Raw genomic sequence first — 18,836 nt, forward strand, 5'->3', positions numbered from 1 at the left:
TTAAGCTTTAACGATTAAATAATTAGGTATGTAGAACTGATAAATATCATAGTTAGAAAGAATAGGGGGTAATAGATTTGTAGAGAACCTTTCACAACAAATCAATCGACTCGATGCAAAAAATTATAGTACCCACCGATTTTTCAGAGAATGCTTTAAATGCGCTGTACTATGCTGTAGAACTTTTTAAATACGAGTACTGTGAATTTTATATAATACATGCTTATGCCGATGAGGTTTATAATAACAATGATATGACTTCACGTAAACGTTTTGAAGAAAATAAAGCTTCAGTATTAAAACACTCTGAGGGGACGCTAACAAGTTTGCGTGATGATTTATTATTAGTTTCTCCTAATCCAAGACACACGTACATAACGTTATCATTATTTGGTAGTCTTGTAGATGAAACAAATGAACTGGTTGACAAGGAAAATATAGATAGTATTGTTATGGGAACTAGGGGAAAGACAGATGATCGTACCATAACTTTTGGTAGTTATACTCTTCAAGTTTTAAAGTACGTAAAGTGCCCTGTACTTGCTATACCTTCAGAATATAAATATACTCAGCCAAAAAACATCTTATTTCCCACAGATTTTAAATTACCCTACAAGCGCAGGGAATTAAAGATATTACATTGTTTGGCTAAAAGTTATCGATCTGTCATACATTTTCTATATGTTTCAAAATATGAAAGGCTAGCCTTTAGGCAAGATGATCATAAATTATTTTTGAGTGAGACATTGGCAGGCAATAAAATCGAATTTCATACTGTAAATTCTGATGATGTAACTATGTCAATTAATGAAAGTATTTCTCGGTATGAAGTCCAAATGTTGGTTATGATTAATTCTAGGCAATCTTATTTAGAGAGTTTACTGTATGAATCCAAAATTGATACCATAGGATTGCATTTAAAAGTACCTTTTTTGGTCATGCAAAATCTTAGTAGATAGTTACTTAATTTTTTAAATTTTGATAGATGAAAAATGTTTTGTTACCCACAGATTTTTCGGATAATGCTATGAATGCGATTCGATATACAATGCGTTTGTTTGAAAGGGAAAAAGTTACTTTCTATTTGTTAAATACATTTACGCCGATATCTTATCATACAGGGTATTTAATAGAGAATCCTACTATGTATGGTATGGAAGATGTAGCTATGATGAATTCGAAGCGTGATATTGAACGTACCGAAGATAAAATTAAAGAAGAGTTTGATACTTCTAATTTTACATTTGTACGATGTTCTACTTTTAATACCTTGATTGGTGAGATAAGGGAGATGGTTGTAAAAAAACATATAGACTTAATCATTATGGGCACCAAGGGTGCAACGGGTGCCAAAGAAGTTTTTATAGGTACCCATACGATGTATACAATAAAAAAAGCAAAATGTCCGGTTTTGGCAGTACCTGCCAATTTTAAATATGAAGCACCGTTTGAGATACTTTTTCCAACCGATTTCAAATTAGATAGTGCAAATGAGTTTTTACCAATTATCAAAACTATTTGTAAGACCCATGGATCTAGATTAAATATATTAAACGCTTACTACGGGGTTACTTTGGATAAAGATCAAGAAAAAGTAAAAACGTACTTGGACAAATATTTTAAAACAAATGCGCATATTTTTCACGTCGCAGAGGGCATGGATGTTTTGGAGGCTATAGACGATTTTCAAAAAAAGATTAAAATTAATTTACTGGTTATGATTCACAACCGTCATTCCTTCTTTGAAAATTTACTTTTTAAACCTGTTATTAATCAAATTGCATATCATACGAATGTTCCTTTTCTAGTAATTCCTTCAGAAAAGAGATTGTTATCTTAATTAAAAGTGCTATGCAAAAACCTCTTAAGATATTACTACCAACCGATTTTTCTGATAATGCGTGGAATGCCATACAATATGCTGTGCAAATGTATAAAGGAACGCCTTGTCAATTTGATATTGTTAATGTGTATGATGTTAGTCCAAGTCAACTAGCAACAACACTAAGTTCTCAACGTGTTGGTTACTATGAAGACTTATTAAAGCAGGAATCGGAAGCAGGCTTACATCGTGTAGTAAGTGATATCATAAAATTTGATTCAGATTGTGAACATATATTTACTGTACATTCAAGAAAAGGCACCCTTATCTCGGTCATCAAAGAAATGACTTGTAACACAAAATATGAGAATATTTGCATGGGTACCAAAGGTGCTACTGGCATTAAGACTCTCTTTTTGGGAAGTACTACCCATGCTGTTGTCAAAAACAATCAGGATTGTCCGATTCTTGTCATTCCAGAAGAAGCAAAGTATACCGATACAAATACTATTGCATTTGCAACTGATTTTGAAAGAATTTATTATAAAGCTGAAATAGATCCGATTAAGAAAATAGCAAAAAGAAATGTCGCAAAAATTTGCATGCTACATATTTATGATACCCCGTCATTATCCAATGTTCAAAACTATAATTCGGGAGCTTTGGATAATTACTTTAAAAATTTTGATTATGATTTTTATGTACTTCCAAATTTTGATGGAGTCGCCAAAGGTATTGAAAGCTTTATTGAAGAAGAGAAGATTACACTCCTAGCTATGATCTATTATAAGCATAGTTTTTTAGAAACTTTGATGAGAGAAGCAGTAGTAAAAAAAATAACTTTTGGTACCAAAGTTCCATTTCTAATAATTCCTTCAGATACCTGATCAATATCATAGTTCTGATGGTAGGATCCTTGTAGTTTTACATGAATAGTCATTAATATATAATTACAATGAAAACAATTTTAGTTCCTACCGATTTTTCTAATAATGCGTATAATGCTTTATTATATGCGACAAGACTTTTTAAAGAAAAAGCCTGTAAAATATACATTTTAAATACGTTTGAAGTTGAGACTCCAATATTAACGAGCAGGGTAGATACGACAAAAGGAACTTTATTATATACGCAATTAAGTAATACATCAAAGGAGGGATTAGAAAAAACATTGCATGCGATTAGACGAGATTGTGAGGGTTTGAATCATATGTTTGAGACTCTTTCGATTTCAAAAAATATTGTAGATACAATACAACAGACTATTAAGAATAAACAAATCGATCTTGTTGTAATGGGAACTCAAGGAGCTACAAGTGCAAAGCAATATCTTTTGGGAAGTAATACTATCCATGTTTTAAAGAGTAATACACTTTGTCCAACGCTTATAATACCTAACGAGTATGTTTTTACTAAACCAAAAGACATGGCCTTCTCGACAGATTTGAGACGCTTTTATAGTAAAAAAGAAGTCAATCCAATCAATACATTGATGACCATGTTTCACGCTCATTTGCATATCCTGCATATTAGAGAAGCTGGTGAGTTAGAAGATAGCCAACAATATAATTATGATACTTTATTGGCACATCTTGGAGACGATACTGAAGTGAGTTTACATTGGCTCACAAAAAAGAAAGAAAAAACAGAAAGTATAAGCAATTATATCAAGCACAATAATATACATCTGCTTTATATGGTTAATTATAAACATAGTTTTATAGAACGAATGACACGAGAATCTGTTATTAGGAAGATGGGGCTTAGCGTTGAGGTACCTTTTATGGTAATTCCCGAATCCTCCTGATTTACATCTTGTGAGTAAGTATGCGAGTTTATCTTTTTATTATAAATCGTACAGTATTTAATTATAAATGAAACGAAACTTATCGAATACGAATAATAAACCTTAACACATGAAAAAGAAAATATTATTACCAACCGATTTTTCCAGAAACTCATGGAATGCGATAATTTACGCAGTAGAACTTTATAAAAATCAAGAATGTGAATTTTATATTTTGAACACCTTCAATGCGACAGGATATGCTTTGGATAGTATGATGGTACCCGAACCAGGTGATAAGGTCTTTGAAGATTTAAAAGAAAAGTCTGATACAGGATTGACAAAAATTATTAAACAATTAGAGATAAGAGAAGAAAATACCAAACATACATTTATAGTAATCTCTCAATTTAATTCGTTGCTAGAAGCTATTTTGGATATAGTAGAAAAAAAGGATATTGAGATGCTTGTAATGGGAACGCAAGGCGCGAGTGACAATAACAATATTATATACGGCACCAATGCAGTATTGGTAATGGAGAAAGTTAGAAATTGTCCTGTACTTGCTATTCCTAAAGAAGTAACCTTTAAAGAACCTAAGGAAATTGTATTTCCTACAAGTTATAAAACGCATGTAAAGCGCAGAGAATTGGACTTTTTAATAAATATCGCTCAGTATAATAATTCTTCAATTCGAATTTTACATGTAACTAATAAAGAAGGACTAACCCCAGAACAAGAGAATAATAAACAATTGTACGCAGAATACTTTGATACATTAGATCATTCTTTTCATACCTTACATAATATGGATTTACAAAGCGCCCTAAATTGTTTTGTAGAGAGCAGAAATATAGATATGATCACTTTCATAAATAAAAAGCATTCTTTTTTTGACAGTATTTTATCAAAGCCTATGGTGAAAAATTTAGGATATTATTCTAAAGTTCCTGTATTGGCATTACATGATTTGAGAAATTGAAATTTTTTGAAAGCACAAGAATAAAGAATATAGGTGTTTTGGATACGGTAAAGTCATAAATTATTGACGTAAAAATGATATAGTATTTATGTGATTTTAGGATAATAAAAATTTTATAGTTATCAAGGATTTTCTACTCGGCTCAAAGAAGTGTCTTACGCTATAGAACAGGCCGGTAAAATTTAGAGGTAGAAAATCACCAAGCAAAAGCTTTTCTTTTAAAGAATCTATTTATAAGGAGTTACTTGTTCGCTGATGCTTACCTAGACAGTAACCAATGAGAAACTAGGAAAGCACGTAATTAAAATGATTTCAAACTAGATTAAAAACTTCAGGACACCCCAAGAATGATACTATATATAATGCTAAATGATACACTCGTATTGAATTAGTATCATACTTAGACTTTAATTTATTAATAACTAACTATGACAAGTCAAAATTTTGATGTTATAAAATCATCAGGTGACCGTGCTAAATTTTCGTTTACAAAGCTTAGAAAATCTTTATACAGTAGTGGTGCAAATAAAGAGGTTGTTCAAAAGATAATGGATACCGTTCGCGATGAGCTATATCAAGGAATTACAACCAAAGAAATTTATAATCGTGCATTTGCCATGCTCAAACAACATAAGTTAGTCTATGCTTCAAAATATAAATTAAAAAAGGCAATTTATGAGCTAGGACCAACGGGCTTTCCTTTTGAGCGTTTTGTAGCTGCCATTTTACAATTTTCGGGGTATACCGTTGAGGTTGGTAAAACTATACAAGGACATTGTGTAACACATGAAATAGATGTCATAGCCAAAAAGGAATCAAATCATTTACTGATCGAGTGCAAATATCACAGCGAAGAAGGTCGTAATTGTAATGTTAAAGTACCCTTATATATTTATTCTAGGTATAACGATATTTTGCAAAAGAATAGAATAGCAAAAGTATATACACCACAATTTTCAAAAGCATGGGTGGTTACTAATACGCGATTTACTCTTGATGCTATACAGTATGGGAATTGTGTAGGATTGCATTTATTGAGTTGGGACTATCCAAAAGGCAATGCACTTAAAGATCGTATAGATCGTTTAGGGTTGTATCCTATTACGACTTCTACGTTACTTACCGATAGCGAAAAACAATTTTTATTAAGCAGGGATGTGGTTTTATTTAGACAATTAATTAAAGATGCTTTTTATCTAGATCATCTTGGGATTTCAGATAAACGAAAAGAGAAAATTATGAATGAAGTCGATATGTTATGTACATTAAAGAATGACTAATGGAAGAGATTAAAATACACTTTTTAGGAGCAGCCGAAACCGTTACAGGATCAAAATTTTATATAGAAACCTCACAAAAAAAGATATTGGTAGATTGTGGTATGTTTCAAGGGATTAAAAAATTACGGGAACTTAATTGGAGTACTTTACCTATTGACCCTTCAACAATTGATATTGTATTGCTTACTCATGGTCATTTGGATCATACTGGTTATTTACCAAGGTTATTACAACAAGGATTTAAGGGAGAGATTATTGGGACGGCGCCAACATTAGCAATTACAGAAATTATTTTAAGAGATAGTGCAAAAATACATGAAGAAGAAGCGCAAAAAGCAAATAAAGAAGGCTATTCAAAACACGAATCAGCTCAGCCATTTTATACCATGACCCAAGCAGAGCAAACTATTAAACTTTTTAAGAAAAAAGAAGAAGGAATTTGGTATACATTATCCCCAAATATCAAATACAGATTGAATTACAATGGGCACATTATTGGAGCAACGTATATCGAATTGGATATCCATGGAAAATTATTAGTTTTTTCTGGAGATATCGGTCGCAAAAATGACATATTACTCAAAAACCCTAAACAGCCTCAATGGGCGGATTTTTTATTTTTGGAAAGTACGTATGGTAATAAATGTCATCCCGAAGAAAATATAGAAGAGAAATTAATAACACTTATAAAAGATACTATTACCAATCAAGGAACTTTGATAATACCATCCTTTGCGGTAGAACGATTGCAAACACTTATGTTTCTTTTATGGACACTGTACAAAAAAAATAAAATTCCTAACATCTCCATATATGTAGATAGTCCTATGGGCAACTCGGTTACATCTTTATTTGAGCGCTTTGCAGACTGGCATAAAATTCCTCTTTCAGAATTGCGTACTATTTTAGATCATATTCATATAGTAACTTCTTTTAGAGATACTTGGAAGGTAATTGATAATCCACATCCTAAAATTGTAATTGCAGGAAGTGGTATGGTTACAGGGGGCAGAGTGCTTACGTATTTAAAACAATTGATAGATAAACCTAATACATCGGTGCTTCTGGTAGGTTATCAAGCCGAAAGTACTAGAGGAAAACAATTACAAGATGGAGCTCATGAAATCAAAATATTTGGCAAATTTATACCTGTAAAAGCAAAAATTTTTCATGATCAAAGTTTATCTGCTCATGCAGATCAAGCCGAGCTATTAGATTGGATAAGTAACATAAAAAACATACCAGAACAAGTGTTTCTGGTACATGGGGAGGCAACGGCTTTAGACTCACTACGTGTCAAAATTAAAGATATATACAACTGGGAAGTTACCATACCAAGCCACAATCAGATTGTAACACTTAGGTAATATTTAAATTGAGAAGCACTGATTCTTAATCATGTTTACTTTGTAGCTGCACGGATATCATAGCTACACATGGTATACAGCGTATTCGCGAGCCAAGTATAATATAAATGTTATAATTATTAATACAATGGAAAAAGAAACACAGTTAGAAAATAAAGAAGTCAAATCCTTTCATGTAGATTTGATTAATTGGAAAACCAATCTCCAAAGATTAGACAATGAGTTGTACTTTTTAAAAAAGTTATTAAACTCGAATGCATTTGCTTCAAATATTCCCAATGTATATGAAATATTAACAAATTTTAAAATTCAACTTAAAGATATAGAAAAGTCAGCTTTGGTTCTTTATGAAGAACTACAGGTACATGAAAATCAATTAGGAGGTTTACTTGAATGTGATACCATTTATTGTGACCATTTTTATGTAAAAAGACACAAAGAAGTCCAGTATATGTATAAAAAATTCTGTGATATTTTTGCGCAAGAAAAAAATGACATGTACTTAAAACTTGCAACTATTTTGCGATTCTGATTTTTTGTTAAAAAATTGATAGTATGATTTTTATCATGTTTTAATATGTGCTTTAATGATACTTTTATACCATTAAACACAAATACTAACATCTTAAAAACTTCACATTATGTCATTAATTAATTTAAAAAACAAGCGCTTTCCCTGGATAAATGATAGTGTATCGAACTGGTTAGATACAAATGCATTTTTCTCTGATGATTTTTTTGTAAAAAATAGTAATGTACCTGCTATGAATGTCAAAGAGGGTAAAAAAGATTTTGAAATTGAACTGGCAGTTCCAGGATATTCTAAAGAGGATATTAAAGTTACCATGGAGGATGATGTACTGCATATAAGTGCTAAATCAAACAAAGAAGAAATAAAAGAAGATGCCAACTATACACGCCAAGAATTTACTTATCAAGAATTTGATAGAAAGTTGCAATTACCCACAACAATTGATCAACAAAAAGAAGTAAAAGCATCGTACAAAAATGGCATATTAAAATTTAAATTACTCAAAAAAGAGAATGCTCTAGAATTTCCCAAAAAAATATTCAGATAGGGTAAAACATACTAAAAACAGTTATAGGTAGGTATAGTGAAAATTGTATACAACCCTAATCACAAGGTATGGATTTTCTAAGTTATAATGGTCAAAATCTTACGAGAAGCATTTTTACTTGTAAACAAGGTAGTTTTAATTATTATCTAAAGAAATACGCTAATGAAAAGTAGAGTAGTTAACTCCAAATATGTGGAATGGCGAAGTGCAGAAGAAATGCATGAAATTGCGCTTACTTGGATTTCTGAATTAAAATTCATTAAAGATGAACAATACTTTTTTGATGAATTGCTAGATAATTTTTCTTTACAACTATTATCGGAGAAGAATTTTACAAAAAGTAAAAAAGTACATAATGCACTGGGCGAAATGCGAAAGTATCTAGAACCGTTGCTCAAATAAATAATTAATCATTATAACCAATTAACGATTCTTCTTGATGGTATCGATCAATTGGAAGAAGAGAAAAAGTATAAAGAGCAAAATATACAAATACATCACGAAATTTCTGGATATCTAAATGATTACAAATCTGTAAAAAAAGAAGTATTTAGTTTACTTAAAAATATCATGAAATTGGATAAACAAAGACGAATATCAGAATAAATTGATCTATAAATTGTATAAAGAAAATTCTTTGAAAAAAATTATCAGTTTAGGTATTATAATTTCTATGATGTCTATAGCTTTTTGGATATGGTATGATTATACTTACTCTATGGATACTGTAATTCCTTTTGAGATAAAATCCTCTAAGCTTCCTAATAAAGTGTTAATTGCTTCTCAAGGGAGTCGTTTTAAAGATTCTTTGGTACAACATATAATTAATCATTACAAAGAAGATCCAATTTATTTTAAAATTATAGATGCATATACACTTTTTACTGTAAACATTGATAAATGGGATGCTTTAATAATTATTAATTCGTGGGAATATGGGAACCCTCCCAAAAATGTAAAAAGGATTATAGTAAATCATCCCGATAAAATGAATAAGTTGATCATACTATCAACCATAGGGAGTTATAATTTTGACTTAAAAGATGTGGATATGATCTCTGGAGAGTCTATCATAGAGCATTTACCACGTTATACCGATCAAATTACGAGACGCTTAGATATAATTTTAGAAAATAAATAAGGAAGTATATATGATTAACTTTAAACAATTCTTTGGCTCTTTAGGCTTAATGTTTTTTAGCTTAGGTTGTAATTCTAGTGAACTTATAGAGAATTGGAAACATCCGGATATTGAAATCTTTGAAGCTCAGAAGGTTTTAGTAATTGGTATGACAAAAGATCAAAAGAGTCGACATACTTTTGAAAAAAAATTAGTAGCTCAATTGAAAAAAAATAACGTTAATGCCTATGAGAGTTATACAGTTTTAAACACCGAATATACAATAAACCCGAAAACAGAAAACGATTTACTAATCTTAGAATCAAATCTTATAACTCAAGGATTTGATGCTATTTTGGTGTCAAAGGTAGTTGGGGTAGAAGAAAAAGTTTCCTTGACTCAAGCATATAAAAACATGAACCGAATTTTTGATAGCTTTAGAGAGGATTATTACAATAATCAAAATATTTATCACAATGAGACATATTATGATGAATATAAAATTTATCATGTAGAGTCTACTTTATACTGTGTCTGTCCCGATCGAGAACGAGAAACCATATGGAAAGGTTCAATTGATATAACCGAACCACAACGCATAAATAAAGCTGTTAACGATTATATTAAAGTATTAGTGTGGGCGCTCAAAAGTCAAAAAATATTAATGATATCAGATATAGAAGGTGAAGGTGATGATAGTCTGTTTCCAACCGAGGAGTAAGAATTACTCCTACTAGCAGTAAATATAAAAATCCCATGAAAATTTTAATATATAGTGCCAAAGATTTTGAAATTCCTTATCTAGAAAAGGCTAATAATGATCATCATACACTACATTATGTAGCAGATCGACTTTCCGTTGATACTGCTATGATGGCTATAGGATTTGATGGCATTTCAATTTTTTCTGCAGATGATGGTTCTTCAAAAATATTAAAACTTTTAAAAGATTTCGGAGTCAAATTTGTTGCTTTACGTTCTGCAGGTAATGATAATGTAAACATTGCTTCGGCTACTAAGTTAGGATTGCGAATAACACATACTCCTAAATACTCCCCTAATGCAATAGCAGAACATGCTGTTGCTCTAACACTTGCACTTAATAGAAAGCTAACATTAGCAAATAAAAATGTTTCTGACTACAATTTTTCTTTAAGTGAATTAATTGGTTTTGATTTGTTCAAGAAAAAAGTTGGAATCATAGGAGCCGGTAGAATAGGAAAAGTATTGATTAAAATTTTCAAAGGTTTTGATTGCGAGGTGATAGTAAATGATTTAAAAAAAGAGGAAGCGTTATCTCAAAATTATGCTATTACTTTTACAGATATTGATACCTTATGTAGCAAATGTGACCTAATACTAATAAGTGTGCCTCTTACGACGGCTACGCATCATTTAATCGATGCTGTACAGATAGCGAAGATGAAAAAAGGTGTAATGCTTATTAATATAGCACGTGGTGCGATAGTCAATACTGCCCATGTAATTGATGCATTAGATACTAAGCAAATTGGATATTATGGCACAGATGTATATGAAAGGGAACATGGTATCTTTTTTTATAATCACAATCGTAATCGTCCAAATGATCCATTACTACAAAGACTATTAACACATCCAAATGTACTACTGACACCACATCAAGCTTTTGCAACCGATGAAGCACTAAAAAATATTGCCCACGATACAATTAATGCATTTACGTTACTAGAACAAGGAGAATCATTGCCGAATGAATTGACAGCTCTTATTGATAATAAAGGGTAAAATACCGAAGATGTCTTTAGTTAAAAGTTTCTTTTATGAAGGCTTTATAATTACAGTATACCCTAAGTAATACATACTTTTTGTTAATTTTACAGTTTACAGTTTACAGTTTTCAGATATCGATGGTGTAACATTTATTGTAAGGTTGAAGGGCATACATAAGCGGTCGTTTGGATACCAGTTTCTTTAATAGCCTTAAAACCTCCCGCGATATCAATTAAATTATGGATACCACGACTTTTTAAAATAGAAGCAGCAATAACCGAACGGTACCCACCTGCACAATGTATATAAAAATTGGTGTTTTCTGGAAAATCACTAAGATACTTATTGATTTCATCTAAAGGAGTATTTATTGCATGATCAATATGCTCGGCAGTAAATTCACCATCTTTGCGAACATCAAATATTGGAACCTCCTCTTTTTGCTTTATAGATTCAAATTCTTCAGCCGAAATTGAAGTTATAGTATCAAAATCTTTGCCTGCATTTTTCCATGCATCAAAACCTCCGTCAAGGTATCCTAAAGTATTATCAAATCCCACTCGCGATAAGCGTGTAATGGTTTCTTCAACTCTTCCTTCTGGTGTAACCAATAAAATAGGTTGTTCTACATCAGCAATTAACGCACCTACCCAAGGAGCAAAACCCCCATCAATACCAATAAATATAGAGCGAGGGATATGGCCTTTATTATAGTCAACCTGATGGCGTACATCTAGGACAATTGCATTAGTTTCATTCGCCATTGTTTCAAAAGCATCTGGTGTAAGAGCTGTTGTACCTCTTTTAATAACCTGATCTATATCCATGTAGCCTTCTTTATTCATTTTTACATTTAGCGGAAAATATTGAGGTGGAGGTAGTAGACCATCGGTAACCTCCTTTACAAACTCCTCTTTTGTCATATCAGCGCGTAGTGCGTAGTTCATTTTTTTTTGATTGCCGAGTGTATCAACAGTCTCTTTCATCATATTTTTACCACAGGCCGAACCAGCACCATGTGCAGGATACACTATAATATCATCGGCAAGTGGCATAATTTTTTGGCGTAAACTATCAAATAAAGTTTCGGCAAGCTGCTCTTGTGTCATGTGCGAGGCTTTCTGTGCGAGATCAGGTCTACCAACATCTCCTAAAAATAGTGTATCCCCGCTAAAGATAGCGTGATCTCTTCCATCCTTATCACGTAATAAATAGGTAGTGCTCTCCATCGTGTGACCTGGCGTATGTAGTGCAATTATAGTAATGTTTCCAAGTACAAACTCTTGACCATCCTTTGCGATGATTGCATCAAATGATGGGTTCGCATTAGGACCAAAAATGATAGAAGCCCCTGTTTCTTTGGATAGTGTAACATGACCACTTACAAAATCTGCATGAAAATGAGTTTCAAAGATATATTTAATTTTGGCGTTATCATTTTTAGCTTTGAGTATATATGGTTTTACTTCACGCAAAGGATCAATAATAGCTACTTCACCATTACTTTCTATATAGTAAGCACCTTGTGATAAACATCCTGTATAAATTTGTTCAATATTCATGATCGTGCATTTTAAGGTACTTCAATTAAGTATGATTTAAAGTACTGACTTTATATTTTGTTCCAAAAATACTATATCTCTTATGGATACAGAGTAATTTTATTACAAAACATCAACTATTTTTATAAAATAGGACTAAATATTTTGGCAATACCTTCTAATATTTTCTCTTTATTAGATCTTTTAACAAATTGTAGATAGTCCAACATATTACTTTTATTACAGTCGTTTATAAAATCATTTTTTAAACTTTTTGTAAAAAAATCGTCATAAATTATGGCATTTACTTCGTAATTTTGTTCAAAACTTCTAATATCCATGTTTGTAGTTCCAATTGAAGCTACGGTATCATCTGCAATAATTATTTTGCTATGTAAGAAGTGACCTGGATATAAATAGATCTTCACCTTAGCCATTAATAATTCTTCAAAATAAGAGCGAACACACCAACGTACCAATTGACTATCAGATGTATCAGATATTAATAATCTAACATCCACGCCACTAAGCGCCGCGACTTTTAAAGCATTTAGAATAGCCTCTCCAGGGATAATATAGGGGTTAGCAATATATAAATATTGTTGGGCATTATTGATTATAGAGAAATAGGATTGTTGTGTAGCACTCTGATCTGTATCTGGGCCGCTATAAACTATTTGTCCAGTAGCCTTACCAACAGGTTGCGCAGGTGAGAAATAGGAGGGGTGTAATAGTGTATCATTTTTGGTAACAAAGGACCAATCGGTGGCAAATATTGCGTGGATATTGTTTACGATAGGGCCTCTTAATTCAAGATGAATATCATGCCATATGCCTAATGAAGAAACATTTTTGATGTATTTATCGGATAAATTAATGCCGCCAGTAAATGCGATAGTGTTATCCACTACGATGATTTTTCTGTGATTTCGATAATTAATCGAAACAAGGAAATGACCAAATTTTGCTGGTAAAAAGCTGTAAACTTCTACTCCAAGATCTTTTAGCTGCTTAATATAGTTGTTACTAAGTGCTCGACTGCCAATAGCATCATACAGAATTCGTACTTGTACACCTTCTTTGATTTTTAATTTAAAAATTTCAATTAGTTCATTAGCAAGTTCACCATCTTCAAAAATATAATATTGAATATGAATGAAGGATGTAGCATTATGCAATGCTTCAAAAATTGCATCAAACGTAATGTTACCATTTTTTAAGTATCTGAAGGAATTTCCGGTAACGGGAAGAAAAGTGGTTGTAGAAATAACCAAATTAATTAATTTTTTATGCTCTTCATATTCAAACAATGAAACTGGCTCACAGTGTTGAATAGATTTTTCAACAAAAGCTTTAATCTTATCTGTGTGTTTGTAATGGATAAGTTTATTTTTTCTACGATTTCTGCCTAATATGTAATACAATAAAATTCCACCTACTGGAATGGTAAAAATAGCAAGCATCCAAGCTAGTGTTTTTGCAGGTCTAAGACCATTTAGAATTAATTGAATACCTATATAAAGAGCAGCTATAAAATAAAGAATAATAAATAGGTCGTATATCATACTTATGAATCTTTACCCTGTTTTAAAAATAGAAGTGGCGTTTTGGATTCGTAACTAATTTTAGTGATTTCAGATCCTCTAAAAAACCGTTCTAAAAAATGTTCTTTATGGAGTACAATAGCTGTAATATCAATATTTATAATTTGAGCAAAACTCTCAATAGCCAGTGCAGTCTGAATATTGGTTATGGTATGAAAAGTATGCCTAAAGTTGGCAAACGCTTTCTTCATCAATAATATATCATTTCTTTCTTTCTCGGTAACGGTTTCATCCTCTTTAACTTTAAGAATTCTTAAGGTACTTTGAAATTTTTTCAGAAGATCAACTAAGGGAGCAGTGCTATGTGAGTCAAAATTTTGAAAATAATCCAATGCATAAAGGATGGTATCAGGCTTTTTGAAAATTGTTTTTTCTGGGATGGCTAGAATAGGACAGTTAATAGAGTGAATTACTTTAATTGTATTGCTACCAAAGAGGGCTTCTTTAACATTTGTAACTCCATTTGTACCCATTATAATAAAATCAATTTGCTTTAGTTTCACCACTTGCTGTATAGCATTTGTAAACAAATCGTAATCTACGAGCGTTTCAAAGGAAAAATTTTTGGACGGATATTTTTTTTCTAAAACATCTTTAAGATTCGCTACTTTCTTTTTGGTTTTATCCAGTACAGAACTATAAATACTTGATGTAGCTTGTGAGACCATAAGATCGTCTGTGGTATAATTTGAAGATTTTTGAACATGCAAAATTATAAAGTGACAATGCGTACCCTCAAATAACTGTAAAGCATAATTAATTGCTGTCTCAGAATTTTTAGAAAAATCGGTGAGTAAAAGAATAGTTTTCATGATGCAATTTTAATAGTTCAAATGTATCGTATGTTATAGATGAAAACTATGAGGGATATCATATGTTTAATTTCAATAACATTTAGTATCCGTAACAGCGTAGCAAATTCAAAAGCACAAGTATTACGGTAAAAATTTTGCGGGTTTACCGTATGTGTTTAAGGGGCTAGCTGTTATATATTTGTAATAGTCTGATATTTATGTTAAAAATCGGCAAACATTCATGGCGGAATGATATTTTTAAGACAAATCTTAAAAATAAAAACCATGAAAAAAGTATTAGTAATACTCGTATTAGGAGTTGTATTTATCTCTTGTGAAAAACCAGAATTACATGAAGAAACTTCAGAAATTAATGAATTTGAAATTTATCAAGTTAATAGAAGTAAGATTAAAAAACCTGGTTCATGCTAATTTATCTAGTATAAATGAGGAGACTGTATTCAAAAGAATATTTGCTTCGTTAGTGGTGATTTTAGCTGGGTTAATACTATTCTCTGATAAAATTACCACTTTTGATCTAGAAAACACTTATGGATTTGCAGACGAACAAACTTTAATCTGGGTAGTCTGCCAAACGCTCTCACCAATGTTATTATGTGCAGCCGCAATGATGAATCCATATAAAATTACCTATTTCGCAACTATATACGTTTATTTTATACAAATGTATTGGATTTTTAATCCAGAAGCATATCAACTAGATGATGCCCTACTACATGTATATGCATTAGGTTTTTGTGTAGTAGTATTAGTTTTTACAGTTTTCACTATTAGACTTTTAAATCTAATTAATAATGAAAATAGATTATTAATCAATAATATTAAAAAGCTAACACGGCATATTGCAGTTACAATTAAAGGAAAATATATCAAAGAGGAGGATACAAAGGATTATACAATAGAGACGGTAAAAATAATTGATTCAATGGATTGAGGATGAAAAAGAAAATAGCTCAAAATAAACTCAAAAGTAAAAGTAAGTACTTAGAAGAAGACGTTCTCAAATCTTTGGAGCATGATGTAGAGTCTACTTTAGAGGATGAAATAAAACTTCAGGAAGGTTGCTTAAAGAGAAAGATAGATCGGCTTCAAAAATTAAGTATTGATTTGGATACGGTAAAGAACGTATTACTAACCCGTTATAATGCTCGAATGGTTCGAAAAAATCTTCTTAAAGCAGGTTAATCTTTTATATAGTATTTGTTTTTAAAGCTTTTTCAAAGATATCGTCAATATCGATATTAAGAGTCTGTGTTATCTTAAGGTAATAAAAAGCCTTAAAAGTTTCGTCTTCCATTAGCATCTCCCAGTTCTCAATACAATCCTTAGCTAATAGTTCAATTTTCGTTTTTTCGTTGGTCATAATAATAATTGTTTAAGCTAAAATAATGATTTATTTTTCTACCATTAGATCCTTAATTGTTAAAATGTAAATCAATTATTAGAAAGTGACTATACCTCTTTAAGGATAAAAATAATAGTATCTGTTAATACTATGGCATTATTGTTGACAGTTAATATCATGTTCAATTGTTTAAAGTTTAATTTTCATAATCATTTTTTATAGATCTGATATAAAAAATGTCGAAATAATGTTAATTTTGTTTAAACTTTGATTGTTCTAAGTGAACGATTTTGTATGTTTATTAAAAATTTGTGTGTGAGTTTAATAGAAAAAGCTTTAGAATTCGAAAGTCGAAGTATGAGCAATATGTCTACCAGTGATAGAGTATCAGCCTCAAGAGAGGCTAAGGACTTAATTTTAAGCCTTAACGATGTCTATAAAGAGAATAAGGATCCAGAAATAATGGAGCTAATGAAGCTTCTGACTGCTAAAAAGCGTAAGATCGAAAAACGTCTTAAGGGTTCTAGTGCAGTATAAGTGCGCGATAGTTTAATTTTGTAAAGATTTTAAAATCTTTTGAATGATAGTGCCCAGCTTATCTTAGCTGAGGCACTTTTAATGTAGAATATATGTTATTGTATATAAATAGTTTTGCTAATAGGAAAACTGAAAAAATAAATGAGTTGGTAGGCCCTCCGTTTTCATTCATCAAAAAACTAGTGTCTGGTAGTGTATTTTCTAAATATTTTGATATTGAACAATTGAGTCCAAACATTACAAAGATAGTTGGTAATACGCTAGTTACTACAAAGGCCAAAATTGAAATGAGACCCAGAGGTATTATTATAAAAATTAACAGTGTTAAGGGTCGATGTTTATGGGTAATACCATTTTATCAGTTATATTATTATGATAAAAAGACTATAAGCATCCATGCACAAGGTAGTTTTATCAATTTTGAAAAAGGCCAAAAATTAAATTCTAACCAAAATTTTCTAGAACATTTAATAGCTCAAAAACTTAAATACGATAGTAACCACCCCCATGTCGATAGTATTTGAATTGAAAAATCCGACCATAGGCTTAATGAGTTTTGATATTCTTTTATAAACAACTATCATGACTTACTATCATTAAGCAACTATATATTATTTATGCTACCGCCATATTGTCATATTATTGAGGTTTATTTCCTTCTCCGTATTCTATGTGAATTTTTTGTTTAATGAATTTAACTAAAGTTTAAACAATAAAATACCTTTTTGCTTAAGTTTTCAATTACTTTTATAAAAAAAAATAATAGTTATGAAAAATTTATTGACAACATTTACACTTAGTACTTTACTTTTTGCTTATTCCTATAGTAATGATACTGAAAAAAAGACCGCCAAAAACGATGAAAATCAAACAGAAGTAGTCCAGAAAGTGTCGTACAATCAAGAAAAGCCTACGATTGTTGGAGTAGCGGTTTCAAATGATAAATTCACAACGTTGGTTACCGCTGTAAAAGCGGCTAGTTTAGTTGATGTTTTAAGTGGCAAAGGACCTTTCACAGTTTTTGCTCCCCTTAATAGTGCTTTTGATAAACTACCAAAAGGAACAGTAGAAACCCTTCTTAAAAAAGAGAATAAGGAGAACTTATCAGATCTATTGACCTATCATGTTGTTGCAGGGAAAGTTAAAGCTGCTGATCTGTTAAAACTAATTAAGGATAATGACGGAAGTTATGCGATGAAAACTGTTCAGGGCAGTGAGTTAACAGCACGCCTTATTGATGGGAGTGTTGTGCTTACAGACAAAAAAGGAAATACCTCCAAAGTAGTTATGACAGATGTTGAAGCATCAAATGGTGTGATTCATGCAATTGACGCTGTAGTTATGCCGTAAGTTTTATTTCAAATTTTGTAATAATAAAGACACCTAATATAGGTGTCTTTTTAGTTTTAATTCTTGAGTTTTAGAAAATCGTTTGGAAGGATACGATTTGAAATAAACAAAAAAGCTTCACTAAATTAGTGAAGCTTTTTGTGAGCCCGATAGGATTCGAACCTATGACCGCCTCCTTAGAAGGGAGGTGCTCTATCCAGCTGAGCTACGAGCCCGTAACTACTTATAAAAGTCGGGGTGGCAGGATTCGAACCTGCGACCTCCGCGTCCCAAACGCGGCGCGATAACCGGGCTACGCTACACCCCGAATTTAAAATAAAAAAATTATTGCGGAGAGACAGGGATTCGAACCCTGGCAACACTTACGCGTTGACAGATTAGCAATCTGCTCCATTACCACTCTGGCACCTCTCCAATAATAATCTAATGAACGTCGCATTACTGTTTCAAATGCGG

22 protein-coding genes and 3 tRNA genes are annotated in these 18,836 nt (G+C 31.5%); 18 read left to right on the plus strand and 7 right to left on the minus strand.

Features of this window, described 5'->3' with window-relative positions; translation table 11 throughout:
* Positions 1-113: 113 nt before the first annotated feature.
* From ACE939_RS04690 to ACE939_RS04750, 13 genes are all read left to right on the plus strand, one after another.
* A complete protein-coding gene (locus ACE939_RS04690) occupies positions 114-959 on the plus strand; it encodes a universal stress protein (protein ID WP_378187632.1) in 846 nt (281 codons plus the stop codon).
* 26 nt (positions 960-985) lie between these two features.
* Entirely contained in the window at positions 986-1,840 is an 855-nt protein-coding gene (locus tag ACE939_RS04695; protein WP_378187633.1) for a universal stress protein, read from the plus strand.
* Positions 1,841-1,851: 11 nt separating this feature from the next.
* A complete protein-coding gene (locus ACE939_RS04700; protein WP_378187634.1) occupies positions 1,852-2,709 on the plus strand; it encodes a universal stress protein in 858 nt (285 codons plus the stop codon).
* Positions 2,710-2,777: 68 nt separating this feature from the next.
* The gene (locus tag ACE939_RS04705; protein WP_378187635.1) at positions 2,778-3,629 is read left to right on the plus strand and encodes a universal stress protein; all 852 of its coding nucleotides are present in this window, start codon (positions 2,778-2,780) and stop codon (positions 3,627-3,629) included.
* Positions 3,630-3,738: 109 nt separating this feature from the next.
* Entirely contained in the window at positions 3,739-4,590 is an 852-nt protein-coding gene (locus ACE939_RS04710; protein WP_378187637.1) for a universal stress protein, read from the plus strand.
* Positions 4,591-5,018: 428 nt separating this feature from the next.
* The gene (locus ACE939_RS04715; protein ID WP_378187638.1) at positions 5,019-5,870 is read left to right on the plus strand and encodes an ATP cone domain-containing protein; all 852 of its coding nucleotides are present in this window, start codon (positions 5,019-5,021) and stop codon (positions 5,868-5,870) included.
* Positions 5,870-7,237, plus strand: coding sequence for an MBL fold metallo-hydrolase RNA specificity domain-containing protein (locus ACE939_RS04720; protein ID WP_378187640.1), 1,368 nt, complete (start codon positions 5,870-5,872; stop codon positions 7,235-7,237). Before ACE939_RS04715 ends, ACE939_RS04720 begins: the two co-directional genes overlap by 1 nt.
* Before the next feature lie 127 nt (positions 7,238-7,364).
* Positions 7,365-7,769 (plus strand): hypothetical protein, encoded by a 405-nt coding sequence (locus tag ACE939_RS04725; RefSeq protein ID WP_378187641.1) that lies wholly within the window; start codon positions 7,365-7,367, stop codon positions 7,767-7,769.
* Between the two features lie 109 nt (positions 7,770-7,878).
* Positions 7,879-8,316, plus strand: coding sequence for an Hsp20/alpha crystallin family protein (locus ACE939_RS04730; RefSeq protein WP_378187642.1), 438 nt, complete (start codon positions 7,879-7,881; stop codon positions 8,314-8,316).
* A gap of 162 nt (positions 8,317-8,478) precedes the next feature.
* Positions 8,479-8,718, plus strand: a complete 240-nt coding sequence (locus tag ACE939_RS04735) for a hypothetical protein (RefSeq protein ID WP_378187644.1) — start codon at positions 8,479-8,481, stop codon at positions 8,716-8,718.
* 235 nt (positions 8,719-8,953) lie between these two features.
* Positions 8,954-9,457 (plus strand): hypothetical protein, encoded by a 504-nt coding sequence (locus ACE939_RS04740; RefSeq protein ID WP_378187645.1) that lies wholly within the window; start codon positions 8,954-8,956, stop codon positions 9,455-9,457.
* Positions 9,458-9,467: 10 nt separating this feature from the next.
* Entirely contained in the window at positions 9,468-10,157 is a 690-nt protein-coding gene (locus tag ACE939_RS04745) for a hypothetical protein (protein ID WP_378187646.1), read from the plus strand.
* Positions 10,158-10,192: 35 nt separating this feature from the next.
* A complete protein-coding gene (locus tag ACE939_RS04750) occupies positions 10,193-11,203 on the plus strand; it encodes a 2-hydroxyacid dehydrogenase (protein WP_378187647.1) in 1,011 nt (336 codons plus the stop codon).
* A 134-nt stretch (positions 11,204-11,337) separates the two neighbouring features.
* On the opposite strand, the gene ACE939_RS04755 is transcribed toward ACE939_RS04750, so the two are convergent.
* The 3 genes from ACE939_RS04755 to ACE939_RS04765 form a co-directional block, all read right to left on the minus strand.
* On the minus strand, positions 11,338-12,750 hold the full coding sequence (locus ACE939_RS04755) for a rhodanese-like domain-containing protein (RefSeq protein ID WP_378187649.1): 1,413 nt from the start codon (positions 12,748-12,750) through the stop codon (positions 11,338-11,340).
* Between the two features lie 122 nt (positions 12,751-12,872).
* Entirely contained in the window at positions 12,873-14,294 is a 1,422-nt protein-coding gene (gene cls, locus ACE939_RS04760) for a cardiolipin synthase (RefSeq protein ID WP_378187650.1), read from the minus strand.
* A 2-nt stretch (positions 14,295-14,296) separates the two neighbouring features.
* On the minus strand, positions 14,297-15,145 hold the full coding sequence (locus tag ACE939_RS04765) for a universal stress protein (protein WP_378187652.1): 849 nt from the start codon (positions 15,143-15,145) through the stop codon (positions 14,297-14,299).
* A 334-nt stretch (positions 15,146-15,479) separates the two neighbouring features.
* Between ACE939_RS04765 and ACE939_RS04770 the strand changes: the two genes are divergently transcribed.
* Both ACE939_RS04770 and ACE939_RS04775 read left to right on the plus strand, forming a co-directional pair.
* Positions 15,480-16,082, plus strand: a complete 603-nt coding sequence (locus tag ACE939_RS04770; protein ID WP_378187654.1) for a hypothetical protein — start codon at positions 15,480-15,482, stop codon at positions 16,080-16,082.
* 2 nt (positions 16,083-16,084) lie between these two features.
* On the plus strand, positions 16,085-16,333 hold the full coding sequence (locus ACE939_RS04775; protein ID WP_378187655.1) for a hypothetical protein: 249 nt from the start codon (positions 16,085-16,087) through the stop codon (positions 16,331-16,333).
* 4 nt (positions 16,334-16,337) lie between these two features.
* On the opposite strand, the gene ACE939_RS04780 is transcribed toward ACE939_RS04775, so the two are convergent.
* On the minus strand, positions 16,338-16,511 hold the full coding sequence (locus tag ACE939_RS04780) for a hypothetical protein (RefSeq protein ID WP_378187658.1): 174 nt from the start codon (positions 16,509-16,511) through the stop codon (positions 16,338-16,340).
* A 297-nt stretch (positions 16,512-16,808) separates the two neighbouring features.
* Between ACE939_RS04780 and ACE939_RS04785 the strand changes: the two genes are divergently transcribed.
* The 3 genes from ACE939_RS04785 to ACE939_RS04795 all read left to right on the plus strand — a co-directional run bounded on the left by ACE939_RS04785 (position 16,809) and on the right by ACE939_RS04795 (position 18,380).
* Positions 16,809-17,030, plus strand: a complete 222-nt coding sequence (locus ACE939_RS04785) for a hypothetical protein (RefSeq protein ID WP_378187659.1) — start codon at positions 16,809-16,811, stop codon at positions 17,028-17,030.
* Positions 17,031-17,122: 92 nt separating this feature from the next.
* Positions 17,123-17,554, plus strand: a complete 432-nt coding sequence (locus ACE939_RS04790) for a hypothetical protein (RefSeq protein WP_378187661.1) — start codon at positions 17,123-17,125, stop codon at positions 17,552-17,554.
* Between the two features lie 244 nt (positions 17,555-17,798).
* A complete protein-coding gene (locus ACE939_RS04795; protein ID WP_378187663.1) occupies positions 17,799-18,380 on the plus strand; it encodes a fasciclin domain-containing protein in 582 nt (193 codons plus the stop codon).
* A 141-nt stretch (positions 18,381-18,521) separates the two neighbouring features.
* On the opposite strand, the gene ACE939_RS04800 is transcribed toward ACE939_RS04795, so the two are convergent.
* The 3 genes from ACE939_RS04800 to ACE939_RS04810 form a co-directional block, all read right to left on the minus strand.
* Positions 18,522-18,595: transfer RNA gene (locus tag ACE939_RS04800), tRNA-Arg, on the minus strand.
* A gap of 17 nt (positions 18,596-18,612) precedes the next feature.
* Positions 18,613-18,687: transfer RNA gene (locus ACE939_RS04805), tRNA-Pro, on the minus strand.
* A 23-nt stretch (positions 18,688-18,710) separates the two neighbouring features.
* A tRNA-Ser gene (locus ACE939_RS04810) sits at positions 18,711-18,794 on the minus strand.
* Positions 18,795-18,836 lie beyond the last annotated feature (42 nt).

Source organism: Aquimarina rhodophyticola (genome assembly GCF_042434915.1).
GTDB lineage: Bacteria > Bacteroidota > Bacteroidia > Flavobacteriales > Flavobacteriaceae > Aquimarina.

Coding starts and splice junctions, on each gene's coding strand:
- ACE939_RS04690 (WP_378187632.1), top strand. CDS start 114: ATGCAAAAAATTATAGTACCCACCGATTTTTCAGAGAATGCTTTAAAT.
- ACE939_RS04695 (WP_378187633.1), top strand. CDS start 986: ATGAAAAATGTTTTGTTACCCACAGATTTTTCGGATAATGCTATGAAT.
- ACE939_RS04700 (WP_378187634.1), top strand. CDS start 1,852: ATGCAAAAACCTCTTAAGATATTACTACCAACCGATTTTTCTGATAAT.
- ACE939_RS04705 (WP_378187635.1), top strand. CDS start 2,778: ATGAAAACAATTTTAGTTCCTACCGATTTTTCTAATAATGCGTATAAT.
- ACE939_RS04710 (WP_378187637.1), top strand. CDS start 3,739: ATGAAAAAGAAAATATTATTACCAACCGATTTTTCCAGAAACTCATGG.
- ACE939_RS04715 (WP_378187638.1), top strand. CDS start 5,019: ATGACAAGTCAAAATTTTGATGTTATAAAATCATCAGGTGACCGTGCT.
- ACE939_RS04720 (WP_378187640.1), top strand. CDS start 5,870: ATGGAAGAGATTAAAATACACTTTTTAGGAGCAGCCGAAACCGTTACA.
- ACE939_RS04725 (WP_378187641.1), top strand. CDS start 7,365: ATGGAAAAAGAAACACAGTTAGAAAATAAAGAAGTCAAATCCTTTCAT.
- ACE939_RS04730 (WP_378187642.1), top strand. CDS start 7,879: ATGTCATTAATTAATTTAAAAAACAAGCGCTTTCCCTGGATAAATGAT.
- ACE939_RS04735 (WP_378187644.1), top strand. CDS start 8,479: ATGAAAAGTAGAGTAGTTAACTCCAAATATGTGGAATGGCGAAGTGCA.
- ACE939_RS04745 (WP_378187646.1), top strand. CDS start 9,468: ATGATTAACTTTAAACAATTCTTTGGCTCTTTAGGCTTAATGTTTTTT.
- ACE939_RS04750 (WP_378187647.1), top strand. CDS start 10,193: ATGAAAATTTTAATATATAGTGCCAAAGATTTTGAAATTCCTTATCTA.
- ACE939_RS04755 (WP_378187649.1), bottom strand. CDS start 12,750: ATGAATATTGAACAAATTTATACAGGATGTTTATCACAAGGTGCTTAC.
- cls (WP_378187650.1), bottom strand. CDS start 14,294: ATGATATACGACCTATTTATTATTCTTTATTTTATAGCTGCTCTTTAT.
- ACE939_RS04765 (WP_378187652.1), bottom strand. CDS start 15,145: ATGAAAACTATTCTTTTACTCACCGATTTTTCTAAAAATTCTGAGACA.
- ACE939_RS04770 (WP_378187654.1), top strand. CDS start 15,480: ATGAAGAAACTTCAGAAATTAATGAATTTGAAATTTATCAAGTTAATA.
- ACE939_RS04775 (WP_378187655.1), top strand. CDS start 16,085: ATGAAAAAGAAAATAGCTCAAAATAAACTCAAAAGTAAAAGTAAGTAC.
- ACE939_RS04780 (WP_378187658.1), bottom strand. CDS start 16,511: ATGACCAACGAAAAAACGAAAATTGAACTATTAGCTAAGGATTGTATT.
- ACE939_RS04790 (WP_378187661.1), top strand. CDS start 17,123: ATGTTATTGTATATAAATAGTTTTGCTAATAGGAAAACTGAAAAAATA.
- ACE939_RS04795 (WP_378187663.1), top strand. CDS start 17,799: ATGAAAAATTTATTGACAACATTTACACTTAGTACTTTACTTTTTGCT.